The 14629-nt window shown below is 59.9% G+C and carries 11 protein-coding genes; 6 read left to right on the forward strand and 5 right to left on the reverse strand.

Annotation, left to right across the window (positions count from 1 at the left end; genetic code table 11):
- Positions 1-100 precede the first annotated feature (100 nt).
- Entirely contained in the window at positions 101-670 is a 570-nt protein-coding gene (locus tag AC1DFB_RS10765) for a GcrA family cell cycle regulator (protein WP_480921231.1), read from the forward strand.
- A gap of 53 nt (positions 671-723) precedes the next feature.
- Here AC1DFB_RS10765 and AC1DFB_RS10770 read toward each other — a convergent pair whose 3' ends face one another.
- From AC1DFB_RS10770 to AC1DFB_RS10780, 3 genes are all read right to left on the reverse strand, one after another.
- A complete protein-coding gene (locus tag AC1DFB_RS10770; protein ID WP_480921232.1) occupies positions 724-1815 on the reverse strand; it encodes a Hint domain-containing protein in 1092 nt (363 codons plus the stop codon).
- A 110-nt stretch (positions 1816-1925) separates the two neighbouring features.
- Positions 1926-3002 carry a DUF2235 domain-containing protein gene (locus AC1DFB_RS10775; protein WP_480570826.1) on the reverse strand — a complete coding sequence of 359 codons (1077 nt, stop codon included), beginning with the start codon at positions 3000-3002 and terminating at the stop codon, positions 1926-1928.
- On the reverse strand, positions 2980-5271 hold the full coding sequence (locus AC1DFB_RS10780) for a xanthine dehydrogenase family protein molybdopterin-binding subunit (protein ID WP_480921233.1): 2292 nt from the start codon (positions 5269-5271) through the stop codon (positions 2980-2982). Before AC1DFB_RS10780 ends, AC1DFB_RS10775 begins: the two co-directional genes overlap by 23 nt.
- 177 nt (positions 5272-5448) lie before the next feature.
- On the opposite strand from AC1DFB_RS10780, the gene AC1DFB_RS10785 reads away from it, so the two are divergent.
- From AC1DFB_RS10785 to AC1DFB_RS10800, 4 genes are all read left to right on the forward strand, one after another.
- Positions 5449-6348: a phytanoyl-CoA dioxygenase family protein gene (locus AC1DFB_RS10785; protein ID WP_170404230.1), complete on the forward strand. Its 900-nt coding sequence runs from the start codon at positions 5449-5451 to the stop codon at positions 6346-6348.
- Positions 6349-6441: 93 nt separating this feature from the next.
- On the forward strand, positions 6442-9603 hold the full coding sequence (locus tag AC1DFB_RS10790) for a valine--tRNA ligase (protein WP_480921234.1): 3162 nt from the start codon (positions 6442-6444) through the stop codon (positions 9601-9603).
- Between the two features lie 146 nt (positions 9604-9749).
- Positions 9750-10910 carry a benzoate/H(+) symporter BenE family transporter gene (locus tag AC1DFB_RS10795; RefSeq protein ID WP_480921235.1) on the forward strand — a complete coding sequence of 387 codons (1161 nt, stop codon included), beginning with the start codon at positions 9750-9752 and terminating at the stop codon, positions 10908-10910.
- Between the two features lie 39 nt (positions 10911-10949).
- Positions 10950-11282, forward strand: coding sequence for a DnaJ family domain-containing protein (locus tag AC1DFB_RS10800; RefSeq protein ID WP_170404239.1), 333 nt, complete (start codon positions 10950-10952; stop codon positions 11280-11282).
- On the opposite strand, the gene AC1DFB_RS10805 is transcribed toward AC1DFB_RS10800, so the two are convergent.
- Positions 11283-12065, reverse strand: coding sequence for a crotonase/enoyl-CoA hydratase family protein (locus AC1DFB_RS10805; protein ID WP_170564757.1), 783 nt, complete (start codon positions 12063-12065; stop codon positions 11283-11285). It lies immediately after the preceding gene.
- Between the two features lie 149 nt (positions 12066-12214).
- Between AC1DFB_RS10805 and AC1DFB_RS10810 the strand changes: the two genes are divergently transcribed.
- Positions 12215-13324 (forward strand): pyridoxal phosphate-dependent aminotransferase, encoded by a 1110-nt coding sequence (locus AC1DFB_RS10810; protein ID WP_480922607.1) that lies wholly within the window; start codon positions 12215-12217, stop codon positions 13322-13324.
- Between the two features lie 81 nt (positions 13325-13405).
- Here the strand turns inward: AC1DFB_RS10810 and AC1DFB_RS10815 are convergent, their stop codons facing one another.
- Positions 13406-14596, reverse strand: coding sequence for a pyridoxal-phosphate-dependent aminotransferase family protein (locus tag AC1DFB_RS10815; RefSeq protein WP_480921236.1), 1191 nt, complete (start codon positions 14594-14596; stop codon positions 13406-13408).
- Between the last annotated feature and the right edge of the window lie 33 nt (positions 14597-14629).

Below are 14629 nucleotides of genomic sequence, written 5' to 3' on the forward strand. Positions count from 1 at the left end.
CCGCTTGTAACTCGGGCCGCAGTGTTTAGAATAGGGCGCTGAGATGATTTCCCAAGGCGGCCCGAATCCGGGGCCGCTTTCCGCTTTTGAAAGGCAAATGATGTCCTGGACTGACGAGCGTGTAGAGCTGCTGAAAAAGATGTGGGGCGAGGGCCAGTCGGCCAGCCAGATCGCCAAGGAACTGGGCGGCGTGACCCGCAATGCGGTGATCGGCAAGGTTCACCGTCTGGGCCTGTCGAACCGCGCCACCGGTGCAAGCCCGGCAAAGGCCGAGCCTAAGGAAAAACCGGCCCCAGCGCCCAAGGCCGAGGCCAAACCGAAACCGACACCCAAGACCGAACCGGCCCGTCCAGTGCCAGCCCCCGAGGCCAAACCGGTCACCCCGGCCCGTCGCCAGATCATACCCGCCGGCCAGCCGCTGCCTCCGCAGCCGTCGGCCAACGAAATCAGCCCCGAGGCGCTGGCCAAAGTCAACGAGATCGAGAAGAAGGCCAAAAAGCTGACGCTGATGGAACTGACCGAGAAAACCTGCAAATGGCCCGTCGGCGACCCCGCGACCGAGGATTTCTGGTTCTGCGGCCTGCCGGTTGAGGCAGGCAAGCCGTACTGCGAGGCACATGTGGGCGTGGCGTTCCAGCCGATGAGTTCGCGCAGAGATCGGCGGCGGTAATTCTTAGAAATGACAGCGGGGGTTGGCCTTGATTGGCCTGCGCGCGATCGACATTAGTCTTCGGAACGGGTGCTTTCCGTATAGTCGGATAGCAATGATCGGGCGTGTTGAGCGTGGCGCGACACCAGCTGTTTCTGACGCGCGTTGTCCGGCACCAGATAACTGGTATCCGAGAGGCTCCCGGTCGAAATGCCCGAAAACAATACAGTAAGTTCCTCGACCATTGCAGGAGGGAGTGAATTCAACGCTTCCTGTCCTATCAGCAAGCTCTCGGTCGGGGCACCCTCGGCGATAATCACTTCGTGCGTCGCCAGGACCAGATGGAAATACGTGACGCTGTCTACGGTTTCATCGACATAAACCCCCGGCAGATCGGTCAGCCTTATCGCGGCGACCAGAACCTCAGAACGACCGAACATGCGTTTCACAATCGCCGAGGACACCAGCATGCGATGCTGACGCGAGACAAGCAGATCACGTCGGGGCAGGCCTTGTCCAAGTGCGCCCGCGCAAATTCGCACTGGATAGAGTTTCGGATTGCGGCGCAACTCGCGCGCAGTGAGTGAACGGCGCATGATCTGCAGCAAAGGCTGATTGCCACCCCGCGCCAGCAAAAGCAGCTGGCCAGGCTTCAGATCTTCTACTGGCACCGGACCCAAATCAGTGGATACGAGTGTGCCCGCAGTCAGACAGGGGATGCTGCCCGGGGTGGGATCGGTATTGACTGTATATGTGCCGCCATTGTCGGTCGAAATCAGGGAATCGCCAGCGCCGGCCTGCCCGATGACTGTCGATTGCATACCGTTGGCCGGGCCAGTGTTCGCAGTGATCGGGCCGGGACTTGGAGGATCGCTGAAAGAATTAAACTGATAAACCGTTGTCCCTTCGGAAAGCGAGATACCATTGGTTTTACCCAATCCGTTAAATGTCCCGGAACTTGTCGTGTCGATGACATAGATATCGCGACCGGCAACCGTTGTCGGCGTGATACCGGCCAGAGTATTGGTGGTTCGGATCGAGCCATTGCTCAAATAGATCGTCACGACCAACCCCGAGACATCCGTACCAGCGTCAACCGCGACCTCGATAAAATCCAGGGTCGGGCCACCTAAGTATTTGAGCTCAGAAAAGTATGGATCCGGCATAAATCACATGTCTTTCGATGATGCTAAGACGTCCACCCGGCACTGACGGGACAGAAATGCTGTGGCTGCTGTTGATACATCTTTCGTAGGAAGGCAAGCTGTTGCTTCTGTCACTGCGCCGGATGCGAAGGCAGATTTGGCATCGGCACCCATCGGGGCAATTCCTCGGGCGAAACCGAGACATGCAGCTTCTCTGACCGGTCACGCCCTACTTTGCGATGCTTGCGCAGCAGGAAAATCTTACCCCAGCCACGCCAGGTGCCCACGGATTGCGCATGCGGATCGCTAGGGAAACGGTCGCGCCAGCCCTCGGGCAATGGCAGGCCGTGCAGCTCGGCCTTGTCCAGCATCCAGATCAGGGAGATGTTGCTGAGGGGGCGGGCCTCTTCGAACCCGTTCAACTGGCCGCCAACATCGCCGTGGGTGCCGCGGAACCAAACCTGCTCGATATGGCCTTTGAAGTCAGGCGTGCATTTCCACAGCACCGGCTCGAACACTTCGCGGGTCTCGTCCAGCGCCATGGCGTGATAGCCGTGGCGGGTGGCAGGGCCAAGCTGGTGGTTGTGGAAGGCATGGCGTTCCTCGGCCCAGCGCCAGAGCAGCGGAAGGCGCAGGCCCAGCGCCTTGACCGTGTCCCAGACGCCGACCATCTCGATGGCGACATCCTCGTGACAGAACTCCCGACGAAAGACCGCCGCCGCTTCGCCATTGGCGTTACATTCATAGTGTCGATAGGCCTGTTTGATATTGCGGACAGTGGCGTGTTCGGCCTTGAGCAACCCGATAGCATCGATCACGCCCGCAAGGCTGCGGACCCCGTATGCGCCGCGTGAATAGCCGATGAAAAAGATCTTATCACCGGGTTTGTAACGCGAAGCCAAATAACCATAGGCCCGCCGAATCTGACGGTTGATACCCCGCCCCATCATCACGTCCATAGTCGATTTCCAGCTTTCCCACTGCACGCCGGATTCGTAGAAAACCGAAACCTGGCTGCCCATCTCGCAGCACAGGCGCAGGGTCTGGCCCGCGTGGGTTTCCCGCCCTGCTTCCAGAGTCGACATGGTGCCGTCAAGAATGATGACATGGCTGACAGGTTCGCGGTGGCGCGTTTCGGCCGAGTGCTCGGACCGCAGAGGCCGTCCGAGCCATCCCAGTACCTTTCTACTCAGCCGCGACAGAACCATGCGTCAACAATTCCCAAACTTTGTGAGGTGTGAAAGGCATATCCGCCTGCCGCACCCCGTGATCCCAGAGCGCATCCTGTACCGCGTTCGCCACTGCGGCCAGTGCGCCCACGGTGCCTGCCTCGCCACAGCCTTTCATCCCCATCGGGTTGGCGGTTGACGGAACCGGCGCCGAGGTAAACTCTATCATGGGTATCTCAGCAGCGCGGGGCAAGGCGTAGTCCATGAACGAAGCCGTGAGCAGTTGCCCCTCGGCATCATGAACAACATGCTCGGTCAGTGCTTGACCGATACCCTGAACCACGCCGCCATGCACCTGCCCCTCGGCCAGCATCGGGTTGATAAGATTGCCGAAATCATCCACCACCGTGTAGCGGTCGACCCATGTTTCACCAGTGAAAGAATCGATAACGACTTCGGCAACATGTGCACCATTGGGATAGCTGCGTGCATCTAGCGTGGCGCGGGCTTCGTGATGCAACAGATCCGTGCGTCCGTCCGCGCGCGCCATCTCGGCCGCCTCGGTCAGCGTGGGGGTCAGGTTGGACCCCGGCGCGCGGAAGGTTTCATGGTCGAAGGTCACATCGCTTTCCTCGACCCCCATCTTATCCGCAAGATAGGGCGTGAATGCGGCGATCATCGTATCAACTGTGACCAGCGTAGCATTGCTTTGGGTCGTGACCGAGCGTGACCCGCCGGTTCCGCCCCCTTGCGCCAGCTTGTCCGTGTCGCCTTGCACCACATTGATGAGATGCGCGGGAATCCCCGTCTGATCTGACAGGAACTGGGCATAGACCGTCTCATGCCCCTGCCCGTTGGACTGAGTGCCGACATAGAGGTTCACCGTTCCGTCCTCGCAAAACTCAACCTTCGCGCCTTCGGAAGGGTCGCCCAGAATACTTTCGATATAGTAACAAAGCCCCTGCCCACGGATCAGGCCGTTTTCCGCATCCGCGGACTTGCGAGCCGTAAAACCTGCGGTCTGTTCAGCGGCGCGGCTGAGGACCATGTCGAATTTACCCACGTCGTAGGTTTCACCGGTTGCGGTTTTGTAGGGGAAAGCCTCGGGTCGGATGAAATTTTTGCGCCGCAGTTCCCACGGGTCGACGCCCAACTCACGCGCAGCGCGGTCCATAACGCGCTCCAGCACATAGATCGCCTCGGGCCGACCGGCCCCGCGGTATGCGTCGACCTGCGTGGTGTTGGTGAAGAAACCTTCGACCCGCAAGTAGGTGGTTTGCACATCGTAGACCCCCATCAGTACCCGGCTGAACAAGCTGGTCTGGATCGCCTGCGCGAAATGGCTGTTATAAGCGCCAAGGTTGATCTTGCTGTGAACCCGATAGGCGGTGATCTTGTGATCGGCATCAAATGCAAGTTCCGCCAGTGAGGTCAGGTCGCGGCCATGGTGATCCGACAGCATTGCCTCTGACCTGTCCGACATCCAGTGGACGGGCTGGCCAAGTTTCATCGCGGCGACGGCAACCGAGAAGTATTCGGGATAAGGCATCGCCTTCATACCGAATCCACCGCCTACATCCGGCGTGGTAACGCGGATCGCCTCCGGATTTAGCTTCAGCTTCTGTGCCAGCTGCGCCTTCATCCCCCAGACGCCCTGCCCGCCATAGGAGAAATGCAGACGGCCATCCGACCAATCGGCCTGACAGCCGCGCGGTTCGATCGAACTCACAATGACCCGATTGTCATGAACGCTCAGCGCAACGCTATGCGCTGCTGCCTGAAAGGCCGCATTGGTCGCCTCTTCATCACCCAATCCCCAGTCAAAGGCGCGGTTGTCGGGGGCCTGCGGATGCAGTGGTTCCCCACCCGCAGCGACATCCATCTTGACCGGCAGGTCCTCGGTTTCCATCCAGATCAGCTCGGCCGCATCGCGGGCTTGCAGCAATGTGTCGGCAATGATCACTGCAACAGGCTCGCCTACGAAACGCACGCGGTCCTTGGCCAGCATATAGCGCTCGGAGGCGGCGCCTTGACTGCCGTCGCGGTTGGCAACCGTGGTGGCGTTCATCACCGTATCGATCCCGGCAGCAGTCAGGTCTTCCAGCGTCATGACCAAACGCACGCCCTCCGCAGCGAGTGCATCTTCAAGGTCCAGAGACGTAGTTTTGGCGTGCGCCACCGGGCTGCGAAAGAATGCTGCGAACAGCGCATTCTCGGGCACAAAATCGTCCATGTATTGCCCCTGCCCGGTCAGAAACCGCTGGTCCTCGGTCCGTTTGATGGGCTGGCTTTTGCCGAATTTTTCCATGGGAAGATCCTCTGGCTGCCTGAATGCGCGACCCTAGCGTGAAGCAGGACCTTGTCCAGTGGCTGAGAAAATTAACTCCGCACGGTCTGAAAGCGACATTCCTGTCTGGAAACAGCGTTGCGCGCCGATCTGGGCCGCGCCTAGGCTGAACCTAAATTCAGTCGAGTGGAGGTTTCCATGCCCAAAGAAATCAAGCTGACGAATGGCCGATTGGACAGCCAAAGTGCCGAGGCCTATTGGGATGATGGGTTTATATTTCCGATCCCCGTGTTCTCTGCCGCAGAAGCCGCCGGGTACCGTGCCGAGTTGGAAGATGTCGAGGCCAGCTGGCGCGAGGCTGACCTGCCGCTACCCCTGAACATGTACAAACGCATCAACGCGCATGTGGTGATGCCATTCGCCACTCGCATCGCGTTGGACCCGCGCGTTTTGGACGTTGTCGAAGGTGTTTTGGGCCCAGACCTGCTGTTGTGGTCGGCTGAGCTGTTCATCAAGGAACCGCGCACGACGCAAGTGGTGGGCATGCATCAGGACCTGACCTATTGGGGCATGGGTGAAACCTCGGACCAGTTGACCGCCTGGATCGCCCTATCCCCTGCGACGGTTGAGAGTGGCTGCATGGATTTCGTGAAGGCCAGCCACAAGAACCCGATCCTGCCGCATAATGATACGTTTTCCGACAACAACCTTCTGTCGCGTGGGCAAGAGGTAGCAGTCGATGTCGCGGAGGAAGACAAAACCCATATCGAGTTGCAGCCCGGCCAGATGTCGCTGCACCATGGGCTGACCATTCACGGGTCAGGGCCGAACGTATCTGATGATCGTCGAATTGGCCTGGCTATCCGTTATCTCAACCCCAATGCGCAGCAAAAAGTGGCGGATCGCGACTATGCCATTCTGGCGCGGGGCGAGGACCGGGTGGGGAATTTCATCCATATCCCTGAGCCGACCGAGCTGTTTGCTCCTGAGGCGCTGGACCTGCACGCGCGCATCCGCAGCGATCAGGCCAAGGCGATGGGGCAAGGGGCCAGCGAAAAGCTGGATCTTTATGCGCCCGCCCCATCAAATCCCGGCTGATCATTGCAGGACCGCCGCGCAGGGCCTTCCCCTTCCTGCGTCCATTCGCTATTGCAGGCGCTGACCCGATATTGTTGACGCAGGACGCATCCCATGGCGATGGAAAAGACATTCAACGCGGCCGAGGCCGAGGCCCGCATCTATCAGGCCTGGGAAGCGGCCGGAGCCTTCAAGGCAGGCGCGAACAAATCGCGCGACGAGAGTTTTACCATCATGATCCCGCCACCGAACGTGACGGGTGCGCTGCATGTGGGCCACGCGTTCAACAACACACTGCAGGATATTCTGACCCGCTGGCACCGGATGCGCGGGTTCGACACGCTATGGCAGCCCGGTCAGGACCACGCTGGTATCGCCACGCAGATGCAGGTGGAAAAGATGTTGGCCAACACCCAGCAGCCGGGACGTCGTGAGCTGGGACGTGAAGCGTTTCTGGACAAGGTCTGGGAATGGAAGGGCGAATACGGCGGCACGATCATTGAGCAGCTCAAGCGTTTGGGCTCCAGCTGCGACTGGTCGCGTAATGCCTTCACCATGGCAGGTGCGCCGCGCGACCCGCGTACAGGTCATGAGAACTCGCCGAACTTCCACGACGCGGTCATCAAGGTTTTTGTCGACATGTACGAAAAGGGTCTGATCTATCGCGGCAAGCGGCTGGTTAACTGGGACCCGCATTTCGAGACCGCGATTTCGGACCTTGAGGTCGAGAATATCGAAGTTGCGGGCCATATGTGGCACTTTAAGTACCCGCTGGCGGGCGGTGAGACCTATACTTACGTCGAGAAAGATGAGGACGGGAATATCGTGCTGGAGGAAGAGCGCGACTATATCTCGATCGCCACGACTCGCCCCGAAACCATGCTCGGCGACGGCGCAGTTGCGGTTCACCCATCGGATGAGCGCTATGCGCCCATCGTCGGAAAACTTTGCGAAATCCCGGTAGGCCCGAAAGAGCATCGCCGTCAGATCCCGATCATCACCGATGATTACCCTGATCCAGATTTCGGCTCGGGCGCGGTGAAAATCACCGGTGCGCATGACTTCAACGACAATATGGTCGCCAAGCGCGGCGGCATTCCAATGTATCGCCTGATGGACACCAAAGGCGCAATGCGCGCCGATGGTGCGCCTTATGCCGAAGAGGCGGACAAGGCGCAGGAATACGCGCGCGGGCGTGAGTTCACCGAGAACGAGATCGACGCGATCAACCTGATCCCTGATCATCTGCGCGGCCTCGACCGGTTCGAGGCACGTGCGAAGGTGGTTGAGGAGATCACTGCAGACGGTCTGGCTGTCATGACTCGCGCCGATGATCCACGTCTGGGTTCGACCGCTTTAAAGCCGGAACACGAAGGCGCGGACAAGCTGGTGCCGCTGGTCGAAAGCAAACCGATCATGCAGCCCTTCGGCGACCGCTCGAAAGTCGTCATCGAGCCGATGTTCACCGACCAATGGTTCGTCGACGCCGCCAAGGTCGTCAGCCCTGCGCTGGACGCGGTCAAGGACGGCACTGTCAAGATCATCCCCGAGTCGGGCGAGAAGACCTATTACCACTGGCTGGAAAACATCGAGCCCTGGTGCATCTCACGCCAGCTGTGGTGGGGGCATCAGATACCGGTTTGGTATGGCCTCGATCTCTCGGCTGAGAATTTCAAGGACGACGAAAACGACGGCGACCTTGATTTGGTCGAATTGGGTCGTTTGCTGAACGAAGGCGGCATGCTGCATCGTGGCAATGTCATGGAATGCGCGGCAAGCCTTGAGGCAGTTACAGAGAAATTCCTCGACGACAATGCCAACATACCCAGCCCGCTGAGCCACGCGACTGTCATCGAAGTTGCCGATAAGCAGGAAGCGATCCATCAGTTCGCCGAAAGCCTTGCTCAATACGCAGTCGAACAAGACCCGACCAAGCTGGTCTACCCGGTCTGGCGCGACCCCGACGTGCTCGACACATGGTTCTCTTCCGGCCTCTGGCCTATCGGCACGCTGGGCTGGCCCGAAAAGACCGAAGAGTTAGAGCGCTATTTCCCAACCGATGTGTTGATCACCGGCTTTGACATCCTGTTCTTCTGGGTCGCGCGGATGATGATGATGCAACTGGCGGTGGTGAACGAAATCCCGTTCCACACCGTGTATCTGCACCAGCTCGTCCGCGACGAGAAGGGCAAGAAGATGTCCAAAACCACCGGCAACGTGATCGACCCGTTGGAGATCGTGGACGAATTCGGTGCTGACGCGCTGCGCTTTACCAATGCCTCGATGGCGGCTATTGGCGGGGTACTGAAACTGTCGCGCGAGCGCATCACAGGTTACCGTAACTTCGGCACCAAACTGTGGAACGCCGTCCGCTTTGCCGAGATGAATGAGGTCTTCACCGACGCTGTCCCGCAACTGGACGTGGCTGACCTGAAACCCAAAGCCGCCGTGAACCGCTGGATCATCGGTGAAACCGCCCGTGTGCGGGAAGAGGTCGACGTGGCGCTGGAAAGCTATCGTTTCAACGACGCGGCCAACGGGCTCTACGCCTTTGTCTGGGGCAAGGTCTGCGACTGGTACGTGGAACTCTCTAAACCCTTGCTGCAAGGCGATGACGCCGAGGCACAGGCCGAGACCCGCGCCACCATGCGCTGGGTTCTGGACCAGTGCATGGTCATGCTGCACCCGATCATGCCTTTCATCACCGAAGAGCTGTGGGGCCTGACCGGCACGCGGCCCAAGATGGTCGTGCATGCAGACTGGCCAACCTATACGGCGGCTAACCTGATCGACGCGGATGCGGATCGAGAAATGAACTGGGTGATCTCGGTGATCGAAAACACCCGCTCGGCCCGTGCACAGATGCGGGTTCCTGCTGGCCTCTACGTGCCGATGCTGGTGACTGAGATTGACGCGCACGGCCAAGCTGCATGGGACCGCAACGAAGCGCTGATCAAACGTCTGGCGCGGATCGACAGCCTGACCAAGGCGGATGAACTGCCCAAGGGCACGATCTCGATTGCTGCCCCCGGTGCCTCCTTTGGCCTGCCACTGGCGGACATCATCGACATTGGTGCGGAAAAGGAGCGGCTGGAAAAAGCCAAAGGCAAGTTGGCCAAGGAACTCGGCGGTCTGCGCGGGCGCCTGAACAACCCGAAATTCGTGGCATCGGCCCCGGAAGAGGTTGTTGCGGAAGCCAAAGCTAACCTTGCCGCCCGCGAAGAAGAAGAAGCCAAGCTAAACGAAGCTCTCGCCCGTTTGGCTGAAATCGCCTGATCTTTTTCCTGCTGCTGATATATAGAAAACGAACCTCACCACCCAACCGGCGGTGAGGTTTTTCTTTACCCTCAGAGCTTTCCCCTTGTTCACGCCACGCCCCGCTTGTTAGCACTTCGGCGACACAACCTGGCGAGGCACTGACGATGCGATCTTTCCCTCCGATGCAGACAGTCTCAACCGGGTTGGTTGTGGCCATTGTCGGATTCTTCAGCTCGTTTCCCATCGTATTGCAGGGGTTGGGCGCGATGGGAGCTTCATCGCAGGAAGCCGCCTCGGGTCTGATGAGTGCGGCGATTGCCATGGGGCTTGCAGCCATCGTCCTCAGCCTGCGGTACAAAATGCCGATCAGCGTTGCGTGGTCGACCCCGGGGGCCGCTCTGTTAGCTGTCTCGGCCACCCCGGTCGAGGGATTTTCAGGCGCGATTGGTGCGTTCCTGTGCGCCGGAGCATTAACGGTTCTGGCAGGGCTGTGGAAGCCGCTGGGACGATTGGCAGCAGCAATTCCCACAACACTGGCGCAAGCAATGCTGGCAGGTGTGCTATTGCCACTATGCCTTGTGCCCTTCCAGGCGGCGGTCGAGATTCCATGGCAGGCGTTGCCGGTGATCCTGACGTGGTTTGTCGCGGGCCGTTTCAATCGGTTGATCGCGGTTCCGGCAGCTGTGGTCGCGGCGGCTATCATTGTGTCGCTGAACGCAGGAGATGCCCAATTGATGCCGGATCGTTTGATCGCGGCTCCGATCTGGACCATGCCATCATTCTCGGTCGCGTCGGCCATCGGGATCGGCGTACCGCTGTTTATCGTCACGATGGCGACACAGAATATCCCCGGCGTCGCGGTGATGCGCAGCTTTGGCTTTGATCCTGTTCCCGGCCGGTTGTTTTCATCCGTCGGTGGCGCAAGCGTGCTTTCGGCCCCTTTCGGGGCGCCCGCAACCTGCCTGGCCGCAATCACCGCAGCGATGTGTTCCAACGAGGAAAGCCACCCCGATCCGGCGCAGCGTTATTGGTCGGCAATCATGGGTGGCGTGTTCTACTGCCTCTTCGGTATCTTTGCCGTGGCGATCACCAGTTTTGCCGCCCATGCCGACCCGCTGCTTATGGGCACTCTGGCAGGTGTGGCCCTGATCGGGGTCCTGGCCAATGCCATGCATGCCGCGCTGGACGTCCCTGTCGAGCGCGAAGCGGCTATTTTGACACTGGCCATCACAGCCTCTGGCATAACGGTTTTTGGGTTGGGCGCGGCAGTCTGGGGGCTGTTGGCTGGGGGTATCGCATATCTGGCAACAAACCGAGTGCGCTGAGCCCTTTCATCAGAACCCCTCAGGCGGTAAAATAAGTGCATGTTCGGATCGCTTGGAAAACTGATTGAACGCCAGATCAAAAAGGCGCAGGCCGAAGGCCAACTGCAGGGTCTTGAAGGCGAAGGTGCCCCGTTGCCCGACCGCTCGGGCGAGGCACAAGGCGATCCCGTCATTGCTGCGGGTCATCGGATAATGGCGCAGGCCGGAGTTCTGCCCGAGGAGTTCGACATCAAGAAACAGCTCGACGCCGCCCGCAAGGAGTTTGCAGCACTGACTGACAATCAGGACCGCAGGGCAGCAATGAAAAAGATTGCTGATCTTGAGATGCGATACAACATGGCCCGCGATGCACGGCGCGCATTCATGCGGTGATCATTTGAACTCGGGCTTTCGGCCCTGCATCTGTGCCATGACAACTTCCATTTGATCCGACTTACCGATCAGGTCGACCTGTTCGGTAGACTCGGCCAACAGCACATCAGCACGGTCACGGGTTTCGGCCACATCAATCAACCGTTTGGCGGCGCGGATGGCGGACGGGCTTTTACCCGCGATGTCCTCGGCCAGCGCCAGCGCTTCGGTCAGGGGATCATCCGACAGTTTGGTAACAAGCCCCCAATCTGCCGCCTGTGGCGCTCCGATAGGGCGGGCGGTATAGGTCAGCAGGCGCAGCACGTCCGAGCGCACGAGCTCTGGCAGCAAAACCATGCCGCCCATGTCGGGGATAATGCCCCATTTCATCTCCATCACTGCCAGCTTGGCTTCGGGATGCGCGATGCGGATGTCAGCACCCAGCGCAATCTGTAGCCCACCGCCATAGGCGACGCCTTGAATAGCGCAGATCACCGGCACCGGGACGCGCCGCCAGATCAAGGCAAGTTCCTGCATTTCGTTGGCATCTTCGTGGCTGCGGGTCATCAGCCATTCGCTTGGGTCTGTGTGCGCCATGCTGGCAAAGCTGGCCATATCGAGCCCAGCGCAAAAGCTTTTGCCTTCCCCCGATAGCACCACCGCGCGGATGTCGGCTGCGGCGACCTCTTGACCGGCCGAAAGGATCGCCTTGATCATCGCATCGTCCAGCGCGTTCATCTTGTCGCCACGGGTCAGCGTGACACGTGCGATGTGGTCTTTGTATTCGATGGATACGCGGGACATGGGACCTCCGGGGCGTGATTTGCTGTATAAACATGCCAGCAAGACGCCAGCAGCGCCACAGCGACGTCAGGGCAAACCGCACATCCGAAGCCTACTTTGAACTTCTGGCAAGGCTTGCCCCGCCTGATCGGTTGCGCTTATCTGCGGCCATGACTGGTCCTCGTTATACCCCGCTTGCCCTCACGCTGCCCGCGACCGTGCCTTTTGTCGGCCCCGAAACGCAGGAGCGCCAACGTGGCGCGCCCTTCGTGGCCCGGATCGGTGCGAATGAAAGCGTGTTTGGCCCGTCCCCGCGCGCCATCGATGCAATGCAACGGGCCGCAGGCGAGATATGGATGTATGGCGATCCCGAGAATTACGAACTACGCCATGCGCTGGCGGTACATCATGGGGTTGCGCCTGAAAACATCGTGGTTGGCGAAGGCATTGACGGGTTGCTGGGCTATCTGGTGCGCCTGCTGGTTGGTCACGGCGATGCAGTTGTGACTTCGGATGGAGCTTATCCGACTTTCAATTACCACGTGGCCGGGTTTGGTGGGGTATTGCACAAGGTCCCCTACCACGACGATCACGAGGACCCGACGGCACTGTTCGCCAAAGCGGCGGAGGTAGACGCCAAGTTGGTCTATCTGGCCAACCCGGACAACCCGATGGGAACATGGCATTCAGGTGAGGATATCGTGTCCGCTCTGGAGGCTTTGCCAGAGGGCTGTTTGGTGGTTCTTGACGAGGCATATGTCGAATGCGCGCCCGAGGGGACCGCTGCACCTGTCGCTGCTGATGATTCACGTGTGATCCGGATGCGAACGTTTTCCAAGGTTTATGGCATGGCCGGGGCGCGGGTAGGCTACGCCATCGGCTCGCCCGAGTTGATTGCGAGCTTCAACAAAGTGCGCAACCATTTCGGCATGAACCGAGCCGCGCAGGCAGGGGCATTGGCCGCGCTAAAAGATGAAGATTGGCTGACGCATGTGCAGCAAAGGATTGCCGGGTCCCGGAACCGCATCGAAGAGATTTCACGGTCGAATGGTCTGCTGCCTTTGCCGTCTGCGACAAACTTTGTGGCGATTGATTGTGGGCGTGATGGGGTGTTTGCCAAGGCCGTGTTGGTCACGCTCGTTGAACAAGGCGTGTTCGTGCGGATGCCATTTGCCGCGCCCCAGAACCGGTGCATTCGGGTCAGCTGCGGAGGTGAGGCGGAAATGGCGGCGTTTGAAGCTGCTCTGCCCACGGCCTTGGCAAAAGCCCGAGCCTCGTAAAGGGGGCTGTCTGCCCCCTATCGCGCCCAAGCGCGATTTCCCCCGAAGGTATTTACGGCCAGATGAAGAGGCGGATCGGGCTTATCCGGCCAGCGTCGCGGCGGCGGCTTCGAGCGCACCCTGACCACGGGGGATATCGAGCGCAGCCATAGCGGTTTCGACGCCACCCAGCATGGCCATGACCATTTGAGCGTTTACGTGCCCCATGTGGCCAAGGCGGAAGCAGCCGTCCCAATCCTCCATTCCCAGACCGATGCCCAGCGTCAGACCCAGTTGGGTTTCGGTATAGCTGCGCAGCGGCGTGCCGCGCCCCTCTGCCAACCTCAGAGCAGTGACGGCGTGGCTGCGATGGGCGGGGTCGGTGACGTTGAAATGCAGCGCGCCACCTTGCGCCCAGATTTCGCAGGCGGCCCAGATGGCCGTTGCCAGGTGTTCATGGCGGGCCCAGACCTGTTCGATCCCTTCGCCATGGATCAGGTCGAGCGCCGCGCGCAGGCCATACAGGTGGTGGGTTGGCGCGGTGCCGTTGAAATACTGATAGAACAGATCGGGATTGGCGCGCGGCTGCCAGTCCCAATAATGCGAGACGCGGGGCATTGTGGCGCGCTTGGCTTGCGCCTTGTCGTTGAAGAAGACAAAGCCGGTGCCCGCCGGGGTCATAAGCCCCTTTTGGCAAGCCGTGACAGTGACGTCGACACCCCAGGCATCCATCTCGAACCGGTCGCAGCCCATCGACGCGATGCAGTCAGCCATCAGCAAGGCTGGGTGGTCAAGGTCGTCGAGCAACGCTCGCAGGGCCGGGATATCGTTGCGGATCGATGTGGACGTATCGACGTGGACTGCAAGGACCGCTTTGATCTTGTGGCTGGTATCGTTACGCAGGGCCTCGGCGATGCGGTCAAGATCCCAGGGCGTGGACATTCCGAAATCGATCAGGTCAACCTTGGCGCCGATTCCTTCGGCCATCTCGGCCCAACCGTGGGTGAATCGGCCAGAGGCCGGGGCAAGCACGGTTTCACCGGGTGCAATGACGTTGGAAAGCGCAGCCTCCCATGTACCGTGGCCGTTGGCGATATAGATGGCGACGTTGTGCTGGGTTCCGGCAACGCGTTTCAAGTCTCGGGTGAGCGCGGGCATCATCTCGATCAATTCGCCGTCATAGATATTGGGCGACGGACGGTGCATCGCCTGCAGCACCGTATCGGGCATGACCGAAGGGCCGGGGATGGCCAGATACTCGCGCCCATGCGCGAGGGAGGTTTGGTTTGTCATGAGGGCAACCTGTTTGAATTGAGGCCTACCCTA

This window comes from Ruegeria sp. S84, from assembly GCF_056583445.1.